The organism is Cucumibacter marinus DSM 18995 (assembly GCF_000429865.1).
Lineage (GTDB): Bacteria > Pseudomonadota > Alphaproteobacteria > Rhizobiales > Devosiaceae > Cucumibacter > Cucumibacter marinus.
The window spans coordinates 270616-290932 of sequence record NZ_AUCR01000001.1 but is presented as its reverse complement, the minus strand read 5'-3'; the positions used below and the strand labels follow the sequence as shown (position 1 = coordinate 290932).

21 protein-coding genes and 2 tRNA genes are annotated in these 20317 nt (G+C 60.4%); 21 read left to right on the top strand and 2 right to left on the bottom strand.

The features are described from left to right. Positions 1-24: 24 nt before the first annotated feature. The 5 genes from G489_RS0101565 (at position 25) to G489_RS0101545 (ending at position 5535) form a co-directional block, all read left to right on the top strand. Positions 25-657 carry an ATP-dependent Clp protease proteolytic subunit gene (locus G489_RS0101565; protein WP_029040035.1) on the top strand — a complete coding sequence of 211 codons (633 nt, stop codon included), beginning with the start codon at positions 25-27 and terminating at the stop codon, positions 655-657. Positions 658-845: 188 nt separating this feature from the next. Beyond that, on the top strand, positions 846-2120 hold the full coding sequence (gene clpX / locus G489_RS0101560) for an ATP-dependent Clp protease ATP-binding subunit ClpX (protein WP_029040034.1): 1275 nt from the start codon (positions 846-848) through the stop codon (positions 2118-2120). Between the two features lie 248 nt (positions 2121-2368). After that, positions 2369-4801, top strand: a complete 2433-nt coding sequence (gene lon, locus G489_RS0101555; protein WP_029040033.1) for an endopeptidase La — start codon at positions 2369-2371, stop codon at positions 4799-4801. A gap of 172 nt (positions 4802-4973) precedes the next feature. Next, on the top strand, positions 4974-5246 hold the full coding sequence (locus G489_RS0101550; RefSeq protein ID WP_029040032.1) for an HU family DNA-binding protein: 273 nt from the start codon (positions 4974-4976) through the stop codon (positions 5244-5246). Between the two features lie 213 nt (positions 5247-5459). After that, positions 5460-5535, top strand: a tRNA-Val gene (locus G489_RS0101545). A 308-nt stretch (positions 5536-5843) separates the two neighbouring features. On the opposite strand, the gene G489_RS0101535 is transcribed toward G489_RS0101545, so the two are convergent. Further along, entirely contained in the window at positions 5844-6170 is a 327-nt protein-coding gene (locus G489_RS0101535; protein ID WP_029040030.1) for a YbjQ family protein, read from the bottom strand. Further along, on the bottom strand, positions 6167-6376 hold the full coding sequence (locus G489_RS0101530; RefSeq protein WP_029040029.1) for a hypothetical protein: 210 nt from the start codon (positions 6374-6376) through the stop codon (positions 6167-6169). Before G489_RS0101530 ends, G489_RS0101535 begins: the two co-directional genes overlap by 4 nt. Positions 6377-6604: 228 nt before the next feature. Here G489_RS0101530 and G489_RS0101520 point away from each other — a divergent pair. The 16 genes from G489_RS0101520 (at position 6605) to nuoH (ending at position 20317) form a co-directional block, all read left to right on the top strand. After that, positions 6605-6681: transfer RNA gene (locus G489_RS0101520), tRNA-Asp, on the top strand. 690 nt (positions 6682-7371) lie between these two features. Next, complete coding sequence (locus tag G489_RS21520; protein ID WP_051332192.1) at positions 7372-7914, top strand: outer membrane protein; 543 nt, start codon at positions 7372-7374, stop codon at positions 7912-7914. A 379-nt stretch (positions 7915-8293) separates the two neighbouring features. Continuing rightward, complete coding sequence (locus G489_RS0101510) at positions 8294-8803, top strand: outer membrane protein (RefSeq protein WP_029040027.1); 510 nt, start codon at positions 8294-8296, stop codon at positions 8801-8803. Positions 8804-9020: 217 nt separating this feature from the next. Further along, positions 9021-9548, top strand: coding sequence for an outer membrane protein (locus G489_RS0101505; protein WP_029040026.1), 528 nt, complete (start codon positions 9021-9023; stop codon positions 9546-9548). Between the two features lie 296 nt (positions 9549-9844). Then, positions 9845-10369 carry a hypothetical protein gene (locus G489_RS21515; RefSeq protein ID WP_155889276.1) on the top strand — a complete coding sequence of 175 codons (525 nt, stop codon included), beginning with the start codon at positions 9845-9847 and terminating at the stop codon, positions 10367-10369. A 166-nt stretch (positions 10370-10535) separates the two neighbouring features. Next, positions 10536-11048 (top strand): outer membrane protein, encoded by a 513-nt coding sequence (locus G489_RS0101495; protein WP_029040024.1) that lies wholly within the window; start codon positions 10536-10538, stop codon positions 11046-11048. A 293-nt stretch (positions 11049-11341) separates the two neighbouring features. Next, positions 11342-11707 carry an NADH-quinone oxidoreductase subunit A gene (locus tag G489_RS0101485; RefSeq protein ID WP_029040023.1) on the top strand — a complete coding sequence of 122 codons (366 nt, stop codon included), beginning with the start codon at positions 11342-11344 and terminating at the stop codon, positions 11705-11707. Beyond that, positions 11698-12276, top strand: coding sequence for a NuoB/complex I 20 kDa subunit family protein (locus G489_RS0101480; protein WP_029040022.1), 579 nt, complete (start codon positions 11698-11700; stop codon positions 12274-12276). The genes G489_RS0101485 and G489_RS0101480 overlap by 10 nt, the downstream gene beginning before the upstream one ends. 11 nt (positions 12277-12287) lie before the next feature. After that, entirely contained in the window at positions 12288-12887 is a 600-nt protein-coding gene (locus G489_RS0101475; protein ID WP_029040021.1) for an NADH-quinone oxidoreductase subunit C, read from the top strand. 80 nt (positions 12888-12967) lie between these two features. Beyond that, entirely contained in the window at positions 12968-13327 is a 360-nt protein-coding gene (locus G489_RS0101470; protein WP_281173292.1) for a four helix bundle protein, read from the top strand. 60 nt (positions 13328-13387) lie between these two features. After that, the gene (locus G489_RS0101465) at positions 13388-14578 is read left to right on the top strand and encodes an NADH-quinone oxidoreductase subunit D (RefSeq protein ID WP_029040019.1); all 1191 of its coding nucleotides are present in this window, start codon (positions 13388-13390) and stop codon (positions 14576-14578) included. Then, complete coding sequence (gene nuoE / locus G489_RS0101460; protein ID WP_029040018.1) at positions 14578-15615, top strand: NADH-quinone oxidoreductase subunit NuoE; 1038 nt, start codon at positions 14578-14580, stop codon at positions 15613-15615. The genes G489_RS0101465 and nuoE overlap by 1 nt, the downstream gene beginning before the upstream one ends. Beyond that, complete coding sequence (locus G489_RS0101455) at positions 15615-15824, top strand: hypothetical protein (protein ID WP_029040017.1); 210 nt, start codon at positions 15615-15617, stop codon at positions 15822-15824. Before nuoE ends, G489_RS0101455 begins: the two co-directional genes overlap by 1 nt. A gap of 1 nt (position 15825) precedes the next feature. Beyond that, a complete protein-coding gene (nuoF, locus tag G489_RS0101450) occupies positions 15826-17133 on the top strand; it encodes an NADH-quinone oxidoreductase subunit NuoF (RefSeq protein ID WP_029040016.1) in 1308 nt (435 codons plus the stop codon). A 9-nt stretch (positions 17134-17142) separates the two neighbouring features. Then, the gene (nuoG, locus tag G489_RS0101445; RefSeq protein WP_029040015.1) at positions 17143-19215 is read left to right on the top strand and encodes an NADH-quinone oxidoreductase subunit NuoG; all 2073 of its coding nucleotides are present in this window, start codon (positions 17143-17145) and stop codon (positions 19213-19215) included. 4 nt (positions 19216-19219) lie between these two features. Then, positions 19220-20317, top strand: a complete 1098-nt coding sequence (gene nuoH / locus G489_RS0101440) for an NADH-quinone oxidoreductase subunit NuoH (protein ID WP_081691335.1) — start codon at positions 19220-19222, stop codon at positions 20315-20317.

Genomic DNA, 20317 nt, shown 5'->3' with positions numbered 1-20317 from the left:
GGCGGCCATTCCAAGGATACCGCGATGAAAGATCCTGTTGATCTCTACATGAATACCCTGGTGCCGATGGTGGTCGAACAGACCAACCGCGGCGAGCGGGCCTTCGACATTTATTCGCGCCTGCTCAAGGAGCGCATCATTTTCGTCACCGGCCCGATCGAGGACAATGTTGCCTCGCTGGTGGTGGCGCAGCTCCTGTTTCTTGAGGCCGACAACCCCAAGAAGGAAATCGCCATGTACATCAACTCGCCCGGCGGTGTTGTCACCTCCGGTCTTGCGATGTACGACACCATGCAGTTCATCAAGCCGGCCGTGGCCACCCTTTGCGTGGGGCAGGCCTCTTCAGCCGGCTCGCTGTTGCTGACCGCAGGCGAAAAGGGCATGCGCGGGGCGCTGCCGAACGCCTCGATCATGGTGCACCAGCCCTCTGGCGGGTATCAGGGGCAGGCCACCGACATTCTTATCCACGCCCAATACACAGAGCGATTGAAGCGTCGATTGAACGAGATTTATGTCCACCACACCGGTCAGGACTACGAAACCATCGAGAACGCGTTGGAACGGGACAACTTCATGTCCGTTGAAGATGCGAAGGATTTCGGCCTGATCGACCACATTTATGAGAAACGCGCCCAGGCCACCGGCGATAGTGCGTAATTGACTGGCGGTTTGCCGGGTGATGGCCACAATTGTTGGTATTAACGATCCGGAACACGCGGCGGCGCGCGGAATTGCGCCGCCTAATCCGGGCCGCTATGGTCGGCCGAGGATTACAGTTTGTTTAAGTGTGCGCGCTACCGTTGCGTGATATCCCTGCCGGGCACGCGACCCCTAGGAGTCCATGAATGACGAAAGAGACCGGAAACGGCGAATCCGCAAAGAACACGCTTTACTGCTCATTCTGCGGCAAATCCCAGCATGAGGTGCGTAAGCTGATCGCCGGTCCGACCGTATTCATCTGCGATGAGTGCGTCGAACTGTGCATGGATATCATCCGTGAGGAGAGCAAGTCCTCGACCGTGAAGTCGTCGGACGGTGTTCCTACCCCGGCCGAGATCTGCCATGTGCTCGACGACTATGTGATCGGGCAGGGGCGTGCGAAGCGCGTTCTCTCGGTTGCGGTCCACAACCACTACAAGCGCCTCAACCATGCGGCCAAGAACCAGGAAGTCGAGCTTTCGAAGTCGAACATCCTGCTGATCGGCCCGACCGGTTGCGGCAAGACGCTGCTGGCACAGACCCTGGCGCGCATCATCGATGTGCCCTTCACCATGGCCGACGCCACCACCCTGACCGAAGCCGGTTATGTGGGCGAGGACGTCGAGAACATCATTTTGAAGCTGCTGCAGTCCGCCGACTACAATGTCGAAAAGGCGCAGCGCGGCATCGTCTATATCGACGAGGTCGACAAGATCTCGCGCAAGGCTGACAACCCCTCGATCACCCGCGACGTGTCGGGCGAGGGCGTGCAGCAGGCCCTGTTGAAGATCATGGAAGGCACGGTGGCCTCCGTTCCGCCCCAGGGTGGCCGCAAGCACCCGCAGCAGGAATTCCTGCAGGTGGACACCACCAACATCCTGTTCATCTGCGGTGGTGCCTTTGCAGGGCTTGAAAAGATCATCTCCGCCCGCGGCGAAACCACCTCGATCGGCTTTGGCGCCGAGGTCAAGGACCCGCGCGAGCAGCGTGTTGGCGAACTCTTCGCCCAGGTCGAACCCGAAGATCTGGTCAAATATGGCCTGATCCCGGAATTCATCGGCCGTCTGCCGGTTCTGGCCACGCTCGAGGATCTCGACGAGGCCGCGCTGGTGCAGATCCTGACCGAGCCGAAGAACGCCCTCGTGCGCCAGTATCAGCGCCTGTTCAACATGGAAGACGTCGAACTGACCTTCCATGAGGACGCCCTGCGCGCCATCGCCCGCCAGGCGATCGAACGCAAGACCGGCGCCCGCGGCCTGCGCTCGATCATGGAAGCGATCCTGCTCGATACCATGTACGACCTGCCGTCTCTCGAAGGGGTGCAGGAAGTCGTGATTTCACAGGAAGTGGTCGAAGGCGGCGACGCCCATCCGCTCTACATTTATGCCGACCGGCAGGAAGAAGTCAGCGAAGGCGCCTGACCTTTCATCCCAACGGTTCAAGGGCCCGCTTCGGCGGGCCTTTTCGTCTCTCAGTCAACAAGATCGGGCGCTGCTGGAATCTGATGCGGGATATCACCCTCCCGTGACCTTAGCGCGCTTGTCTTCAAGCCATAGAATCCTATCTACTGAACGGTAAGCAGTGCGCCGTGCCCAAAAGGGGCGGCGTGTGCAGCGGCCTCGTCGCCCGATGAGGGGGCCCGGCTGCTGACGACAAGAAAGGCCTGACCATGTCAGAAGAGACCAAGACTGCAGCGCCGCCGAGCGGTGAGGGGACCTATCCGGTCCTGCCGCTGAGGGACATTGTTGTGTTCCCCTCGATGATCGTGCCGCTCTTTGTGGGGCGCGAGAAGTCGGTGAAGGCGCTGGAAGAAGTGATGCGGGACGATAAGAATGTCCTGTTTCTGACGCAGAAAAACGCTCAGGACGACGATCCGGGGCCGGACGATCTCTATGAGGTCGGCACCGTCGCCTCGATCCTGCAGCTCCTCAAGCTCCCCGACGGCACGGTAAAGATCCTCGTCGAGGGCATGAGCCGCGCCCATATCAAAGAATTCACCCGGACTGACGATTATCTCGAAGCCAACGCCAATGTGCTCGAGGAAGCCGATCACGACGAGATCGAGGCCGAAGCCCTCGCGCGTTCGGCGATCGCCGAGTTCGAAAACTATGTGAAGCTCAACAAGAAGGTTTCGCCCGAGGTTGTCTCCGCGGTCAGCCAGATCGAGGATCACTCCAAGCTCGCCGACACCATCGCCTCGCACCTGGCCGTCAAGATCCAGGAACGCCAGGAAGTCCTTGCCATTCTCTCGGTCACCGAGCGGCTGGAAAAGGTTCTGGCGCTGATGGAAGGCGAGATCGGTGTTTTGCAGGTCGAAAAGCGCATCCGCACACGCGTCAAGCGGCAGATGGAGAAGACCCAGCGCGAGTACTATCTCAACGAGCAGATGAAGGCGATTCAGCGCGAACTCGGCGATGGCGACGAGGGCGCGGACGAATTGCGCGAACTCGAGGAGCGGATCGAAAAGACCAAGCTCTCCAAGGAAGCCAAGGAAAAGGCCAATGCGGAGCTCAAGAAGCTCAAGCAGATGAGCCCGATGTCGGCCGAGGCGACCGTGGTTCGCAACTATCTCGACTGGCTGCTGGGCCTGCCCTGGAAAAAGCGCTCAAAGGTCAAGAAGGACCTCGGTTACGCCCAGGAAGTGCTCGATTCCGAGCATTACGGGCTTGAAAAGGTCAAGGAACGCATCGTCGAGTATCTCGCGGTCCAGTCCCGCACCGGCAAGCTGAAGGGCCCGATCCTGTGCCTTGTTGGCCCTCCGGGCGTCGGCAAGACTTCGCTGGGCAAATCGATTGCCAAGGCGACCGGTCGTGAGTTCATCCGCATGTCCCTTGGTGGCGTGCGCGACGAGGCCGAGATCCGTGGTCACCGCCGCACCTATATCGGCTCCATGCCGGGCAAGGTCGTGCAGTCCATGCGCAAGGCCGGCAAGTCCAACCCGCTCTTCCTGCTCGACGAGATCGACAAGATGGGCATGGATTTCCGTGGCGACCCGTCTTCGGCGCTGCTCGAGGTGCTCGATCCCGAACAGAACTCGACCTTCTCGGACCATTATCTTGAAGTCGACTATGACCTCTCGGATGTGATGTTCGTGACGACCGCGAACACACTCAACATCCCCGGTCCGCTGATGGACCGCATGGAGATCATTCGGCTGTCGGGGTACACCGAGGACGAAAAGCGCGAGATCGCCCGCCGGCATATCATTCCCGAGCAGCTCAAGGAACACGGGCTGACCGACAAGGAATTCGTGCTGCCCGACGAATCGTTGCTTTTGCTGATCCGGCGCTACACGCGTGAAGCGGGCGTGCGTAACCTCAAGCGTGAACTCGCAAACCTGATGCGCAAGTCGGTCAAGGACATCATGATGAACGACCTCAAAAAGGTCGATCTGGATGAGGAACTGGTCGAGAAATATCTCGGTCCGCCGCGCTTCCGCTATGGTGAGATCGAGGCCGACCCGCAGATCGGTGTGGTCACCGGCCTGGCCTGGACTTCGGTGGGCGGCGAATTGCTGACCATTGAAGGCATCAAGACCCCGGGCAAGGGCCGCCGCACCGTGACCGGTAACCTCAAGGATGTGATGAAGGAATCGATTTCCGCCGCCGCCACCTATGTGCGCGCACGGGCCACCGATTTCGGAATCAAGCCGCCGGTGTTCGACAATACGGACATTCACGTACACGTGCCGGAAGGGGCAACCCCGAAGGATGGCCCGTCCGCCGGTATCGCCATGGCCACGGCCATGGTGTCGATCATGACCGGAATTCCGGTGCGTCACGACGTGGCCATGACCGGCGAAATCACCCTGCGTGGCCGGGTGCTGCCGATTGGCGGTCTCAAGGAGAAGCTTCTGGCTGCCCTGCGTGGCGGCATCAAGAAGGTGCTGATCCCCGAGGAAAACGTCCGTGATCTCAGTGAGATACCGGATACCGTCAAGGAAGGTCTCGAGATCGTGCCGGTCTCGCGCATGGAAGAAGTGCTTCCCCATGCCTTGGTCAGCATGCCGGAGCCGATCGAGTGGGATCCCGAACAGGATGCCGCTGCTTCCGCCGCTGTGACGGCTGATCGTGACGAGGCCGAATCCGTCGTTGCTCACTAATTCGGCAACGCCGTTGACACAAGATCGGGGCGCCGCAAATTGCGGCGCCTTTTTTGTTTTGATTAGCGGGCAAAACCGCCGGAAATCCTTGCTTTCCGGCCAGAATCAACGAAGTGTGCGGACCCATAAGCCCGATTCATAGCGGTCGGGCCTGAAAGATGAGGTTGGTAAAATGAACAAGAACGATCTGATCGCCGCTGTCGCCGACAAGGCGGGTGTGACCAAAGCACAGGCGGCCGATGCGGTCGATGCGGTGTTCGATTCGATCACCGGCACCCTGAAGGACGGCGGCGATGTTCGCCTGGTTGGTTTTGGCACTTTCGCGGTTTCTCACCGCAAGGCCACCAAGGGCCGCAACCCTGCCACCGGTGCCGAAATCGACATTCCGGCCAGCAATGTGCCGAAATTCAAGCCGGGCAAGCAGCTCAAGGACGCCGTCAACTAATCACGGCGCCTCTGCAAGGCATTTCAAGGCTCCGGCATTCGCCGGGGCCTTATTTTTTGGGCATTTGGCAGGTGCGGCAAGCGGAAGACCAAAACAGTCGCCAAACCGAGTTGACGCGAGAGGGGCAAACCCCTAATCAGATCGCCGGTCCGCCCGACGCGATTGCATCGGCTCGGGCCCTCGCTGGTCCGCCCCACAGGGAACCCGGCCAGAGGGCGGTTAGCTCAGTTGGTAGAGCGCCTCGTTTACACCGAGGATGTCGGGAGTTCGAGTCTCTCACCGCCCACCATTCCGATCAGTTCGCGAAGCGACAAAACGATCCAGTGGATCGTTTTGAGGTGAGGAGGCCGTGAGAGCTATGCTCGAATGGCTGCGGGACTCGGCGACGAGTTGGTGATGGCACACGCGCCGTCGTCACCACCTGACTTGAACGGGTGGTCCATCGTTCAAACACTGGTGGATCACCCGGATGAACCGGGTGATGACCGGGGAGGGCGGCGCCTGACCGTTTTTTCATTCCTTCGGCAAGCTCAGGATGAGAGCCAGGAATAGGCCGTGGGGGCCGTGTTCTTACGGCGTCAAATTGGCGGGTACTTGCTATCGCAGCTTGACCGCGGTGCCATAGGCGAGGATCTCGGCGGCGCCCTGGGCAATCATCGAGGTCGAGAACCGCACACAGACAACAGCATCCGCTCCCATTGAAGCTGCGTCTTCGCGCATGCGATCGGTCGCCTGTTCGCGTGCCTCCGCCATGAGCTTGGTGTATTCGGAGACTTCGCCGCCCACCAGGTTTCTGAGGCCGGCCACGATATCCGTGCCGACATGGCGAGCCCGGATCGTGTTGCCGCGCGCAATGCCGATGACACCGGCGATTTCCTGACCCGGAACGGTCTCGGTAGAGGTGATGATGATGCCCTGTCTCATTTATCCACGTTCTTTGTGTAGTAGTTGTCTTCCTTGTTGGTGACCCGCTGATAGATCACCGTGACGACCAGCCCGACCACCAGAGCGATCGGGATGAGACCGAGCCAGCCATAGGGCACCGCGGTCAACAGTCCGGTCACCGCTGTCACAACCCACAGGACGGCGAATATCGCGATCACTGCGAGCACCAGAGTATCAAGTTTCATCGGAGCATCTCCTGCCGCTTAGGTCCTTGATCCTAGCCGGAAAACCGGCGCGAGGCGAGTGGCAAGCCGAGCTTCCGGACACGGGCTGGAGGCCGTTCGGCCACCGGCCCGGCTGCGGCAATTTGGACCGTGCTGTGAAGCAGCGAAAAAAGGTGCACAACCGCGCTTGACTTGGCCGAGTCTCGCCAGTAAACCAGCGCAACCTTCAGCGCGGCGACGCGCACCGGAGGGGGTGTAGCTCAGTTGGTTAGAGCGCTGGCCTGTCACGCCAGAGGTCGCGGGTTCGAGTCCCGTCACTCCCGCCACCATTCCTTCAAATCTCCGAGTTTGCCGCTGGCATCAGCGTGACAGGTTTTTTTGCCTCACGCCGGCGGGCTGGCCGCGCCAGAGGTCGCGGGTTCGAGTCCCGTCACTCCCGCCACTCTCCCCTTTAAAGCTTTCAGTTTGCCGCCGTTACCGGCGCGACAGGTTTCTGCCTCGCGCCGGCGGGCTGCTTTTGCCTCGCGCCGGCGGGCTGGATACGCCAGAGGTCGCGGTGCGAGTCCCGTCACTCCCGCCAGGCCATCTGTTTCAAGGCTGTTTCTTCGATGTGAAGCCGAACGCCGGATTCGGGATCAATTGGTTGAGCGCGAAGCCGATGAGTTCCATCCAGCGGCGTCCCAAAACGACAACCGTTGCAACACTGCAATAACGCTCATGGCGGCAATGCGGCGGCACACAGGGTGAGTATTGCCGCTTCATCATCGATATTGAGACAAGTCATTGATTTTTAATGTAGAAAAATTGGTCTGTGATCTGTTTGCAGCACTCACCAACCTCCTTATTTTTGCCATCGCATCGACCAGAAACCGGTCCGATTGGGAACCATCTTCCAGCACACAGGTTACTCGCCCAGACCGACGCCGCCGGCCCGCCTCCCGCGCCGCAGCGTCAAGCGAGAAGCCGAAACGGAGGGGCTGCACCGCACCGCTCCGAAGACACAACAGGAGTTGATTATGCGTCTGACCAAAACTGCTCTTCTGGCTGGCTTCGCCCTCGTGGCCTCTGCCGGCGCCGCGAGTGCGGCCGATCTCTATTCCACACCCGACCCCGCTCCCGCGCCGGTCTATAACGAGCCGGTGAGCAATTGGGACGGCTTCTATGCCGGTGTGCTCGGCACCGGGATCTTCACTTCGCCGGACAATCTGTTCGGTGGCGGCCTGGTGGCCGGCTTCAATGCCGAACTCGACTATCTCGTGCTCGGTGCGGAAATGAACATCCAGGGCCTGCGCGACAGCGGCACCAACAACTGGGAAACCCAGGGCCAGGTCCTGGGCCGCGCCGGTGCGCTCGTCACCGACGATGTGCTGGTTTACGGGGCAGGGGGTTACGGCGTGAACCTCTCGGGCACCTCGGAAAGCTTCGGGCTTCTCGGTGGCGGTATGGAGGTCAAATTCTCCGAAGACCTCTCCTTCCGCGGCCAGTATCTGTATGGCAACGAGCTGAGCGGTGGCCAGGACCAGCACCAGGTGACCATGGGCGCCATCTGGCACTTCTAGGCTAGCCGGGCGGGGCGACTCGCCCGCAAGAAACGAAATGAATCAGGCCGCGGTTCCGCTGCGGCCTGTTTTCGATTCCGCCTTCCGGTTGAAATAGCAGGCATAATCCAGACGGGTCAGGGTTACCGGATAGTTACCGGAACACCCGCAAACGACTCAATCTTAGGAATGAAGTAACCGTGAAATCGGTCCGGCGCGGCCTGGCCCCGTTCACACCCCTGTGAGTGACGTGACCATATTGCAACATCGGTACGGAATTGGCGCAATTTCGACGTGATCCGGGCACGTCTATGCCTGATTCACCACGTTTGGCGTTGCATCCGTTAAGGGGTCATGGGAAACAATGCGTACCCAGACGAAATTGGGAAAGGGACCTATTATGGGCATTGCTACTAAATTTGCTGCCGCTGTATTCGCGACCACCGCGCTGACCACCACCGCCATGGCTGCTGACCTCTACACCCCGGTTGACCCGGTTGTGTATGAACAGCCGTCGGGTGACTGGGAAGGCTTCTATGCTGGCGTGTTCGGCAGCTACAACGATTGGGCTGGCGGGGACTTCGGTGGCGGCGCACGCGTCGGCTACAACTTCGACGCCGGCGACTTTGTCTTCGGTCTGGAAGGCAGCTTCGCGTACTATCCGAACCTCTCGGGTGGCACGAGCGCGATTGAAGGCGACGTTCGCTTCGGTTTCGACGCCGGCCAGGCTCTGATCTACGGCGTTGCCGGTCTTGGTCAGGTGAACTGGGGTGGCACCACCAACTACTGGACGTTCGGTGCGGGTGCTGAATTCATGGTTACCGACATGATTTCCGTGGGCGCCGAGTACAAGTACCGCGACACCGGTGCGAATATCTTCAATGTGGGCCTCAACGTCCACATGAAGTAAGTCCATTCGGACAACAGATTTTGAAAGGCCCCGCTTCGGCGGGGCCTTTTGTTTTTGGCATAGCCTGGCACCCATCGATTGGTGCGGGGCGTGCATTGAGACAAATGGTCAAATCACCTATTGTGTTTTGGGGCTCAGAGGGCGGGCTTAAACCGGCCTCAGTTGCGGAAATTCATGCGGCACGCAGTGCCGCGGAGCACCAAGAGGATGATTTGAAATGAAGAAACTGATGACCGGCGCATCCGCCGCGGTCCTTGGCGCCCTGGCGCTGACGGGCACGGCGATGGCGGCAGATGCCTACAAACCGATTATGTCGACAAACACGGTGGTTTTTGAAGACCCCGGCTTTGTGTGGGAAGGCATGTATTACGGTTTCGAGAAGGGCATCTGGCTCGACGATTCCTTTCAGTTCAACGGTGTCGTCGGCACCAACTTCATGTTGGGCGACAACGTGCTGGCCGGACTTGAAGGCAATCTGGGCTTTCTCACCGACTTCTCCGACTATGTGATCTTCGGCGAAGTGGATGGCCGGCTTGGCGTGCTGATCAGCAACGACGCTCAGATCTATGGTGTCGGGTCGCTCGGCTATCTCAACAGTGACACCTATTACGGTGTTGGCGGTGGCATCCAGTTCGCGGCGAGCGACAACATGTCGATTCGCCTCGAGGCCCAGGGGCTCGGCGAACTTGGCAGTTCGATCTCCGAGACGCGCGTGACAGCCGGCTTCCTGTGGCACGCCAACTAGGCAAACGCGAAGATCCCACACGACAGGGCCCCGCTTCGGCGGGGCTTTTTTTGTGACCGCGCGGATGACCTCCTTGGCGATTCTGCCCAACCAGACTGATGCTTGGTCGTTGCGAGAGGCCCGGAAATCAAGTGGTGCACATGCAGGCTCTTTGCAATGAAAACGTTCCCATAGTCAAAACCGTTGCGAAATGGTCACGCTTTTAACCAATTGTTTATTTGTGGAAGTGCCTACGCATTGTCCGCAGTCCGATTCCCCGCCACAATTCCGACATCACTTATGAAGGGGACGACATCATGAAACTCAGGACGATTGCAGCGGCGGCTTTGGCGTCAACGATGATCGCCGGCGGCGCGCAAATCGCGCAGGCAGACGAATACAGCATGTATTCGCCCATGCCGGCCCACGATTGGAGCGGGTTCTATGTCGGCAAGTTTGCGGTTGCCGCCATGGAGATCTACGACGGCGGGATTTATGGCTTCGGTGGGTTTGGCGCGGCCCTCGGCTACAACTGGCAGGATGGGTCCACCATTTACGGGATTGAGAAGTTCGTTGGCTTCGCTCCTGATGGCGACGACATTCTGGCTTCCTATCAGGTTACCGGACGTATCGGGACCGTGCTGACAGAAAATTCGATCATCTACGGGTCTTTGAGTGCCGGGTTTACCAATGCCTGGGACGAAGCGTATGTCGCGTTTGGCGGCGGCGTGGAAGTCGCGATGAACGAAAAACTGGCCTGGCGCACTCACGTGCAGTTTACGCCGTTCGATGGTGCCGTCATCGCAGGTGTCGCGACCGGCTTCACGTACAATCTCGACTGATCACGTTTGCCAAAACGCTAATCATTCATTAAGCCCTGCCTTGCGGTGGGGCTTTTTGGTTACCATGGTCGGGCCGCGGCAATTGTTGTGGCAGACTTACCACATGCATTTGGGTAGAATTCTCACTATAGTCTGGTAAGACGTGCGTTAGGGAAGGGCTAAGGGCATGAAAACTATCGCGAAATTTGGCGCGGCGGCTCTCGCTGCCACCACAATGGCATTCGCGGCGGACGCCGCAATGGCGCAGAACGCGACCTATTACGAATCACAGATTTACACACCGGCGCCGGTGGCGCAGTGGGACGGACTCTATCTTGGCGGCCACGTTTCGTTCCTTGAAAGCGCTTTCGGCGTGGGCAAACAGGTCGGCTTCAACGTGCAGAGCGGCGACGTCGTCTACGGGCTGCAGGGGTCCTGGACCTATTTCCCGAGCCCGGGCGAATATGTCGTTCAGGGGCAGGGCCGTCTCGGCATGGTCGTGTTCGACGAATTCCTCGCCTATGTGGCTGCTGGTATCGGCACCGGCAGCTCAAACCAGGCTTTCGTGACTGCAGGCGCTGGTACCGAGTTCAAGTTCTCGGACAATGCGTCCTTCTTCGAGCAAGTCGACGGCGTCTGGTATAACGGCGGTTTCCAGGGCTTGCAGGTTAAGGGCGGCATCAACTGGTATATCGACTGAGTCTGATTAATCGGTCTTACCTGACGAATTCGGGCCCCGCATCGCGCGGGGCCCTTTTGTTTTCGGGCTCATCGAATCCTGTATTGAGGGCAAGGGTGTCCCCGAAAACCGGGGGTGTGACACCGCTGCGGCGGGGCAAAGCCGCGCAACTGGGTTTTGAGCCGGACAACCCCCTTGAAACCGGCCATCGGCTGGGCTAAGCCCAAGCCCGAAAAAGGCGCCCGGGGCGGTGTCATCCCCGCCGGGGGAAATGCTAGGCTGCCTCAAGCCACAAGAACCTCGAGCGAGGCATCATGACCGAGCTGTTAAGCGACTATCTCCCGATCGTCATCTTTGTCGGACTGTCGGGTGTCATCGGTCTGGCGCTGTTGGTGGCGCCATTCATTATCGCCATCAAACGCCCGGACCCCGAAAAGGTTTCCGCCTATGAGTGCGGCTTCGACGCTTTCGACGATGCCCGCATGAAGTTCGATGTCCGCTTCTACCTGGTGGCCATCCTCTTCATCATTTTTGACCTCGAAGTGGCGTTCCTCTTCCCGTGGGCTGTCGCTTTCCGGGATGTCGGCTGGTTCGGCTTCTGGTCGATGATGATTTTCCTCGCCGTTTTGACCATCGGCTTCGTCTATGAGTGGCGCAAAGGAGCTCTCGAATGGGATTGAGCGACACAGGCACTCTGGTGACCCCGCGCCCCACCGGCGCGCTCGACCCCCGCACCGGCCAGCCGGTCGGGGCCGACGATCCGTTCTTTACCGACATCAACAATGAGCTGGCGGACAAGGGCTTCCTCGTCACCGCGACCGATGATCTGATCAACTGGGCGCGCACCGGCTCGCTGATGTGGATGACTTTCGGTCTCGCCTGCTGCGCGGTCGAGATGATGCAGATGTCGATGCCGCGCTATGACGCCGAACGCTTCGGCTTTGCGCCGCGCGCTTCACCGCGTCAGTCCGACGTGATGATCGTCGCCGGGACACTCACCAACAAGATGGCCCCGGCGCTGCGCAAGGTCTACGACCAGATGCCCGAGCCGCGCTACGTCATCTCCATGGGCTCCTGTGCCAATGGCGGCGGCTATTATCATTATTCCTATTCGGTAGTGCGCGGCTGCGACCGCGTCGTGCCGGTCGATATCTATGTGCCCGGTTGTCCCCCGACAGCCGAAGCGCTGCTTTACGGCGTTCTTTTGCTGCAAAAGAAGATCCGCCGCACCGGCACGATCGAGCGCTAGGAGAGGCGGGGATGGACGAGGTTCTCATCGAACAGGGCGACTACATCGCCCAGCGCCTGGATGATGCGGTCATCGGCCGACAGATCGCCTTTGGCGAGTTGACCCTTACGGTCAAGCGCGAGGCGATCGTGGATGTCGTGCGGTTTCTGCGCGACGACGGCCAGTGCCGCTACGTCAACATCGTCGATGTGTGTGGCGTCGACTATCCGGGGCGCCCGGAGCGCTTCGAAGTGGTCTATCACTTCATGAGCCCGACCCAGAATGCGCGCATCCGGCTGAAGGTGACGACGGATGAGGCGACGCCTGTTCCCTCGATCTGCTCGGTGTTCCCGGGTGCTGACTGGTTCGAACGCGAAGCCTATGACATGTACGGTATCCTGTTCACCGGACATCCTGAATTGCGGCGGCTTCTGACCGATTACGGTTTCGAGGGCTATCCGCTGCGCAAGGACTTTCCGCTGACCGGCTTTGTCGAAGTCCGTTACGACGAAGAGCGCCAGCGCGTCGTCTATGAGCCCGTCAAGCTCGCGCAGGAATTCCGCTCATTTGATTATCTCAGTCCCTGGGAAGGCACGGATTACGTGCTGCCGGGTGACGAGAAGGCAGAATGATGGAGGCTGTTGAAGCGACGGTGGCTCATCAGCGAATAGTGAATAGCCAATAGGGAATAGGGAAGGAGAACGGCACGACGATCGAATCCTACAAAGATCTCAGAGTATGGCAGGCCGCAATGGATCTGGCCGTCCGATGCTATGAAACGACGCGCAGTTTTCCGCGCGAAGAAGCATTCGGACTAACCAGCCAGATACGCAGGGCCGCGGCGTCAGTCGCTGCCAACATTGCTGAGGGGCACGGCAGGCAGACGACAAACTCGTTTGTGCACTTTCTGCGGGTCGCCCAAGGCTCTTTGAAGGAACTGGAAACACACATCATTCTGTCTCGACGAGTTGAGTTGATGACTGATACCAACGCCCAGCCTCTGCTGGGATTGAGTAACGAGATCGGAAAGATGTTGCGGTCGTTGATCCGTAACCTGGAGAACAAGCAATGACAGCGGAAAACGCAATTCGCTATTCGCTACTCGCTACTGGCCAGATCGCGGAGCGATCTCATGTCTGAAGCCGAAGTCCGCAACTTCAACATCAACTTCGGGCCGCAGCATCCGGCGGCCCACGGCGTGTTGCGTCTTGTGCTGGAACTCGATGGCGAAGTCGTCGAGCGCGTCGATCCGCATATCGGCTTGCTTCACCGCGGCACCGAGAAGCTGATCGAGCACAAGACCTATTTGCAGGCGGTGCCGTATTTCGACCGGCTCGACTATGTCGCGCCGATGAACCAGGAGCACGCCTTCGCGCTCGCCGTCGAACGGCTGCTGGGTATCGAAGTGCCGTATCGCGGCCAATTGATCCGCGTACTTTATTCCGAAATCGGTCGGATCCTGTCGCACCTTCTCAACGTCACCACCCAGGCCATGGATGTTGGCGCACTCACCCCGCCGCTTTGGGGTTTTGAAGAGCGCGAAAAGCTCATGGTCTTCTATGAGCGCGCCTCGGGCTCGCGCATGCATGCGGCCTATGTACGTCCGGGCGGTGTGCATCAGGATCTGCCGCAGGACCTGATCGACGATATCGAGGGCTTCTGCGACCCGTTCCTCAAGGTCTGTGACGATATCGAAGGCCTTCTGACCGAAAACCGCATCTTCAAGCAGCGCAATGTCGATATCGGCGTGGTCTCGCTGGAAGAGGCCTGGGCCTGGGGCTTCTCGGGCGTCATGGTGCGTGGTTCGGGCGCGGCCTGGGACCTGCGCAAATCCCAGCCCTATGAATGCTATGCGGATCTCGAATTCGATATTCCGATCGGCAAGAACGGCGACTGCTACGACCGCTATCTCATTCGCATGGAAGAGATGCGCCAGTCGGTCCGGATCATGAAGCAGTGCATCGAACTGCTGAATTCGGACAAGGGCAACACGCCGGTCTCTGCGACTGATGGAAAGATCGTGCCGCCCAAACGCGGTGAGATGAAACGGTCGATGGAAGGCCTCATCCACCACTTCAAGCTCTACACCGAAGGCTACAAGGTTCCCGAAGGCGAGGTTTACGCCTGCGTCGAGGCGCCGAAAGGCGAATTCGGTGTCTATGTCGTCTCCGACGGTACCAATAAACCCTATCGCTGCAAGCTGCGCGCGCCCGGCTTTGCCCATCTGCAGGCCATGGATTTCATGTGCCGCGGGCACATGCTGGCCGACGTCGCCGCAGTTCTCGGCTCTCTCGATATCGTGTTCGGAGAGGTTGATCGCTAATGTCTGTACGCCGCCTCGCCGAGGACCATGTCCAACCGCAAGCCTTTGCCTTCTCCAAAGAGAATGAGGATTGGGCCAAGGGCTTCGTCAACAACTTCCCCGAAGGCCGCCAGGCCTCTGCGGTGATCCCGATGCTGATGCGGGCACAGGATCAGGAAGGTTGGGTGACCAAGGCTGCCATCGAGCACATCGCCGACCGGCTTTCGATGCCCTATATCCGGGTGCTCGAGGTCGCGACGTTCTATACCCAGTTCCAGCTCAAGCCCGTGGGCACCAACGGCCATATCCAGGTTTGTGGCACCACGCCGTGCATGCTGCGCGGGGCCGAGGATCTGCGTTCGGTCTGTCAGAAGAAGATCAACGCCGAGCCCTTCAAGACCAGCCAAGATGGCACCATGAGCTGGGAAGAGGTCGAGTGCCTCGGCGCTTGCGTCAACGCCCCGATGGTGCTGATCGGCCGCGACACTTATGAAGATCTGACCCCCGAGCGGCTCGAAGAGATCATCGATGCCTTTGCCGCCGGCAAGGGCGACACAATCAAGCCCGGGCCGCAGATCGACCGCGTCTTCTCTGCTGCTGAAGGCGGTCAGACCACGCTGACGGATATCGATCACAAGGCTGCATCGGCACCAAAGTCCAACAAGGGTGACAGCGGCAAGCCGGTCGCCAAGGGCAAGAAGGCCCAGGTGACCGAGGAATCGGCCCCGGCCGTTGAGGGCCCTGATGACAGTGCCAAGGTTTCCCAGAAGGAGGCCGAGGCCGAAAAGGACGCCCTGTTTGACCGTCCGGCAGGCGACCCCGACGATCTCAAGCTGATATCCGGCGTCGGCAAGGTCATCGAGGGCAAACTGCATGCTCTCGGCATTACCAAATACGCCCAGATCGCCAATTTCACGCCTGAGCAGATCGCCCAGGTCGATGAACGGCTGAATTTCAAGGGCCGCATCGAGCGCGACAATTGGCTCGAACAGGCTGACGCACTGGCAACCGGCGGCGCCGAGGAATACCGCAAGCGCTTCGGCAAGGAGCCGCGCTGATGGCGGACGAACAAAAACAGCCGGTCAAGTTCGGCATCGTTGATCTGATCATCGGCGTGGTGGCTGTCGTGGTTGCCATCCTGGTGATCTCGGTGATCAACACCGCCGCTTCGCTGGGCATTCCGGACTGGCTTGCCACCGCAATCGGCGCCGCGATCGGCGTTGCCGGCTGGCTGGGCTTCAAACTGACGCGGCAGAAGGCTGAGTGACATGCTGAGTGACAAGGACCGCATCTTCACCAATCTGTATGGCCAGGGCGACTGGGGCCTTGAAGGCGCCAAGGCGCGGGGCTCCTGGTCGGGCACCAAGGCCCTGATCGACAAGGGCCGCGACTGGCTGACAGACGAGGTGAAGGCATCAGGACTGCGCGGGCGCGGCGGGGCAGGGTTCCCCACCGGCCTCAAATGGTCGTTCATGCCCAAGCAGAACGATGGCCGTCCGCATTACCTGGTCGTCAATGCCGACGAATCCGAGCCGGGCACCTGCAAGGACCGCGAGATCCTGCGCCATGACCCGCATCACCTCGTCGAGGGCTGCCTGTTGGCGGGACGCGGCATGGATGCACATGCGGCCTATATCTATGTGCGCGGCGAGTTCATCCGCGAACGTGAGCGTCTCGAGGCTGCTGTCCAGCAGGCCTATGACGCCAACCTCATCGGCAAGAACAACGTCCATGGCTGGGACTTCGATATCTATGTCCACCATGGTGCCGGCGCCTATATCTGCGGCGAAGAGACTGCGCTCCTCGAAAGCCTTGAAGGCAAGAAGGGCCAGCCCCGCCTCAAGCCGCCTTTTCCCGCGGGCATGGGGCTTTATGGCTGTCCGACCACGGTCAACAATGTTGAATCGATTGCCGTGGTGCCGGAGATCCTCAAGCGCGGCAGCTCCTGGTTCTCAGGCCTTGGCCGAGAGAACAACACCGGCACCAAGCTGTTCTGCGTTTCCGGCCACGTCAATCAGCCGGCGACTTTCGAAGAAGAAATGGGCGTCTCCTTCCGCGAACTGATCGACCGCCATTGCGGTGGCATTCGCGGCGGCTGGGACAATCTGCTGGCGGTGATCCCCGGCGGTTCATCTGTGCCTTGCGTGCGCGGCGAGAACATGCCCGACGCGCTGATGGATTTCGACGGCCTGCGCGATGTCGGCTCCTCGCTCGGCACCGCGGCGGTGATCGTCATGGACAATTCGACCGACATCATCAAGGCGATCTGGCGGCTTGCGGCTTTCTACAAGCATGAGAGCTGTGGCCAGTGTACGCCGTGCCGTGAAGGCACCGGCTGGATGATGCGGGTGATGGAACGCATGGTCCGCGGCGAAGCCGGAAAGCGCGAGATCGACATGCTGTTCGAAGTGACCAAGCAGGTCGAGGGCCACACCATCTGTGCGCTCGGCGATGCGGCGGCCTGGCCGATCCAGGGCCTCATCCGCAACTTCCGCGATGTCATCGAAGAGCGGATCGACGAATACACATACAACGCCAACCCGGACGGCGCGGTGCCGTCCGTTGCGGCGGAATAGGGCGGCGAAATGACCCTGATCAAAGTCGACGGACAGGAAATCGAAGTCCCCGATCACTACACCCTGATGCAGGCGTGTGAGGCGGCGGGCGCTGAAATTCCGCGCTTTTGCTATCACGAGCGCCTTTCGGTCGCCGGCAATTGCCGCATGTGCCTTGTCGAGGTGAAGGGCGGCCCGCCCAAGCCGGCGGCAAGTTGCGCCATGGGCGTACGCGACCTGCGTCCTGGGCCCGAGGGGCAGCCGCCCGAGGTCTTCACCAACACGCCGATGGTCAAGAAGGCCCGCGAAGGCGTGATGGAATTCCTGCTGATCAACCATCCGCTCGATTGCCCGATCTGCGACCAGGGCGGGGAATGCGATTTGCAGGACCAGGCCATGGCCTATGGCGTGGATTCTTCGCGCTATCACGAGAACAAGCGCGCGGTTGAAGACAAGTATATCGGTCCGCTGGTCAAGACGATCATGACAAGGTGCATCCACTGCACCCGCTGTGTGCGCTTCACCACCGAAGTGGCCGGTATCTCCGAGCTCGGCCTCATCGGCCGTGGCGAGGACGCCGAGATCACCACCTATCTCGAAAGCGCCATGTCGAGCGAGCTGCAGGGCAATGTCATCGACCTATGCCCGGTCGGCGCGCTGACCTCGCGGCCCTATGCGTTCCAGGCGCGGCCCTGGGAGCTCAACAAGACCGAAACCATCGACGTGATGGACGCGGTCGGCTCGAATATCCGCGTCGACAGCCGCGGTCGCGAAGTGATGCGCGTCATGCCGCGCGTCAACGAGGCGGTGAACGAAGAGTGGATCTCGGACAAGACCCGGTTCATCTGGGACGGTCTCAAATCCCAGCGCCTCGACCGGCCTTATGTGAAGAAAAACAAGCGCTTGCAGCCGGTTTCCTGGACCGAGGCTCTGGCCGCTGTGGCCAAGGAGCTCAAGGGCAAGGCCGGCGACAAGGTCGCCGCGATCGCCGGCGATATGGCATCGGTCGAAGACATGTATGCCCTCAAGGTCTTGATGGGTGCCATGGCGTCGCCGAACCTCGATTGCCGTCCGGCTGGTTCGGTGATGGATCCCGCCAATGGCCGCGCGTCCTACATATTCAACCCGTCCATTGCCGGGATTGAGGATGCCGACGCACTGCTGATCATCGGCGCCAATCCGCGCAAGGAAGCGGCGGTTCTCAACGCCCGCATCCGCAAGCGCTTCCGCCAAGGCCCGTTCCCCATTGCCGTGATCGGCGAGGGCGGCGACCTGCGTTACGACTACGAACATCTCGGCACTGGTGCGGATGCCATCGCCAAGGCGATCGACAACCCGCCCTTCAAGGCCGAGCGTCCGCTGGTGCTGGTGGGCGAGGGGGCTTTCACCGGTCCTGACGCCGACGCCACCGTCAAGCTCGCCGCCGAGGCCGCCAAGAAGCTCGGCGCCATCAAGGACGGCTGGAACGGCTTCGGGGTGCTGCACAACGCGGCCAGCCGCGTCGGTGGCCTCGATATCGGCTTCGTGCCGGGCAAGGACGGCAAGGACACGGCTGCGATCATCGAAGGGGCCCAGGCGGGCGACATCGACACGGTCATCCTGCTGGGCGCTGACGAGATCGACGTCAATGCTCTCGGCGAAGCGAAGGTCATCTATGTGGGCAGCCATGGCGATGCCGGCGCCCACCGCGCAGACCTCATCCTGCCTGCCGCCGCCTATACCGAGCAGAACGGCACCTATGTGAACACCGAGGGGCGGGTTCAACTCGCCAACCGCGCCGTGTTCCCGCCGGGTGACGCCAAGGAAGGCTGGGCGATCTTCCGCGCTATTTCCGGTCAACTCGGTTCGCCGCTCGGCTTCGACAGCATGACCCAGCTTCGCGCCGCGCTGCACAACGATGTGCCGCATATGTCGGGCTGGGACGAGATCGCCATCGGCGATCCATCCGATATCGAAAAGCTCGCCGGCAAGGCCAAGCCCTCCGGCGCCGCGCTCATCTCCCCGGTCGGCGATTTCTACCTGACCAACCCCATCGCGCGCGCTTCGGCAGTCATGGCCGAATGTTCGCAACTCGCCCTCGGTCAGAAGCAGGCGGCGGAGTAAGGCCATGGAATTCATCGCAACTGCCGCCGACTACCTTCTCGGCATTCCCTTTCTCGGCCTCGGCACGCAGATCGGCTTTGTCTACAAGGCCTTGCTTCTGCTGGTGACGCTCTTGCTGTTCGTCGCCTATGTGCTTTTGGCCGACCGCAAGATCTGGGCCGCCGTCCAGATCCGCAAGGGGCCGAACGTGGTCGGGCTGTTTGGTCTGTTCCAGAGTTTTGCCGACCTGATGAAGTTCGTCTTCAAGGAGCCGCTGATCCCGGCCGGCGCCGACAAAACCGTGTTCCTGCTTGCCCCGCTCGTCACCGTGCTGCTCGCGCTAAGCGCCTGGGCCGTGGTGCCGATCGCGGAAGGCTGGGCGCTGGCCGACATCAATGTCGGCATCCTCTATATCTTCGCGATTTCCTCGCTCGGCGTTTACGGCGTCATCATGGGCGGTTGGGCGTCGAACTCGAAATACCCGTTCCTCGGCGCTCTGCGCTCGGCGGCCCAGATGGTGAGCTATGAAGTCTCGATCGGCTTTGTCATCATCACCGTGCTGCTGTGTGTCGGTTCGCTCAACCTGACCCATATCGTTCAGGCGCAGCAGGAAATGGGGCTCGCCCACTGGCTCGGCATTCCCTGGGCGTCGTTCCTCAACTGGTTCTGGCTGCCGCTGTTCCCCATGTTCGTGGTGTTCTTCATCTCGGCCCTGGCGGAAACCAACCGGCCGCCTTTCGACCTGCCGGAGGCGGAATCCGAGCTCGTCGCCGGCTTCATGGTCGAATACGGCTCCACCCCCTACATGATGTTCATGCTTGGCGAGTATGTCGCCATCGTCCTGATGTGCGCGCTCACCACGATCCTGTTCATGGGTGGATGGCTGCCGCCCCTCGACATTCCGCCGCTCAACTGGGTGCCCGGCGCGGTCTGGTTCATTCTCAAGGTCTGCCTGGTGTTTTTCATGTTCGCCATGGTCAAGGCCTTCGTTCCCCGCTACCGCTATGACCAGCTCATGCGGCTCGGCTGGAAAGTCTTCCTGCCTATCTCGATTGTCATGATCTTCGTTGTTGCCTTCGTCCTTCAGCTCACGGGCTGGGGCTGGCACGGCGGCATGGCGTAA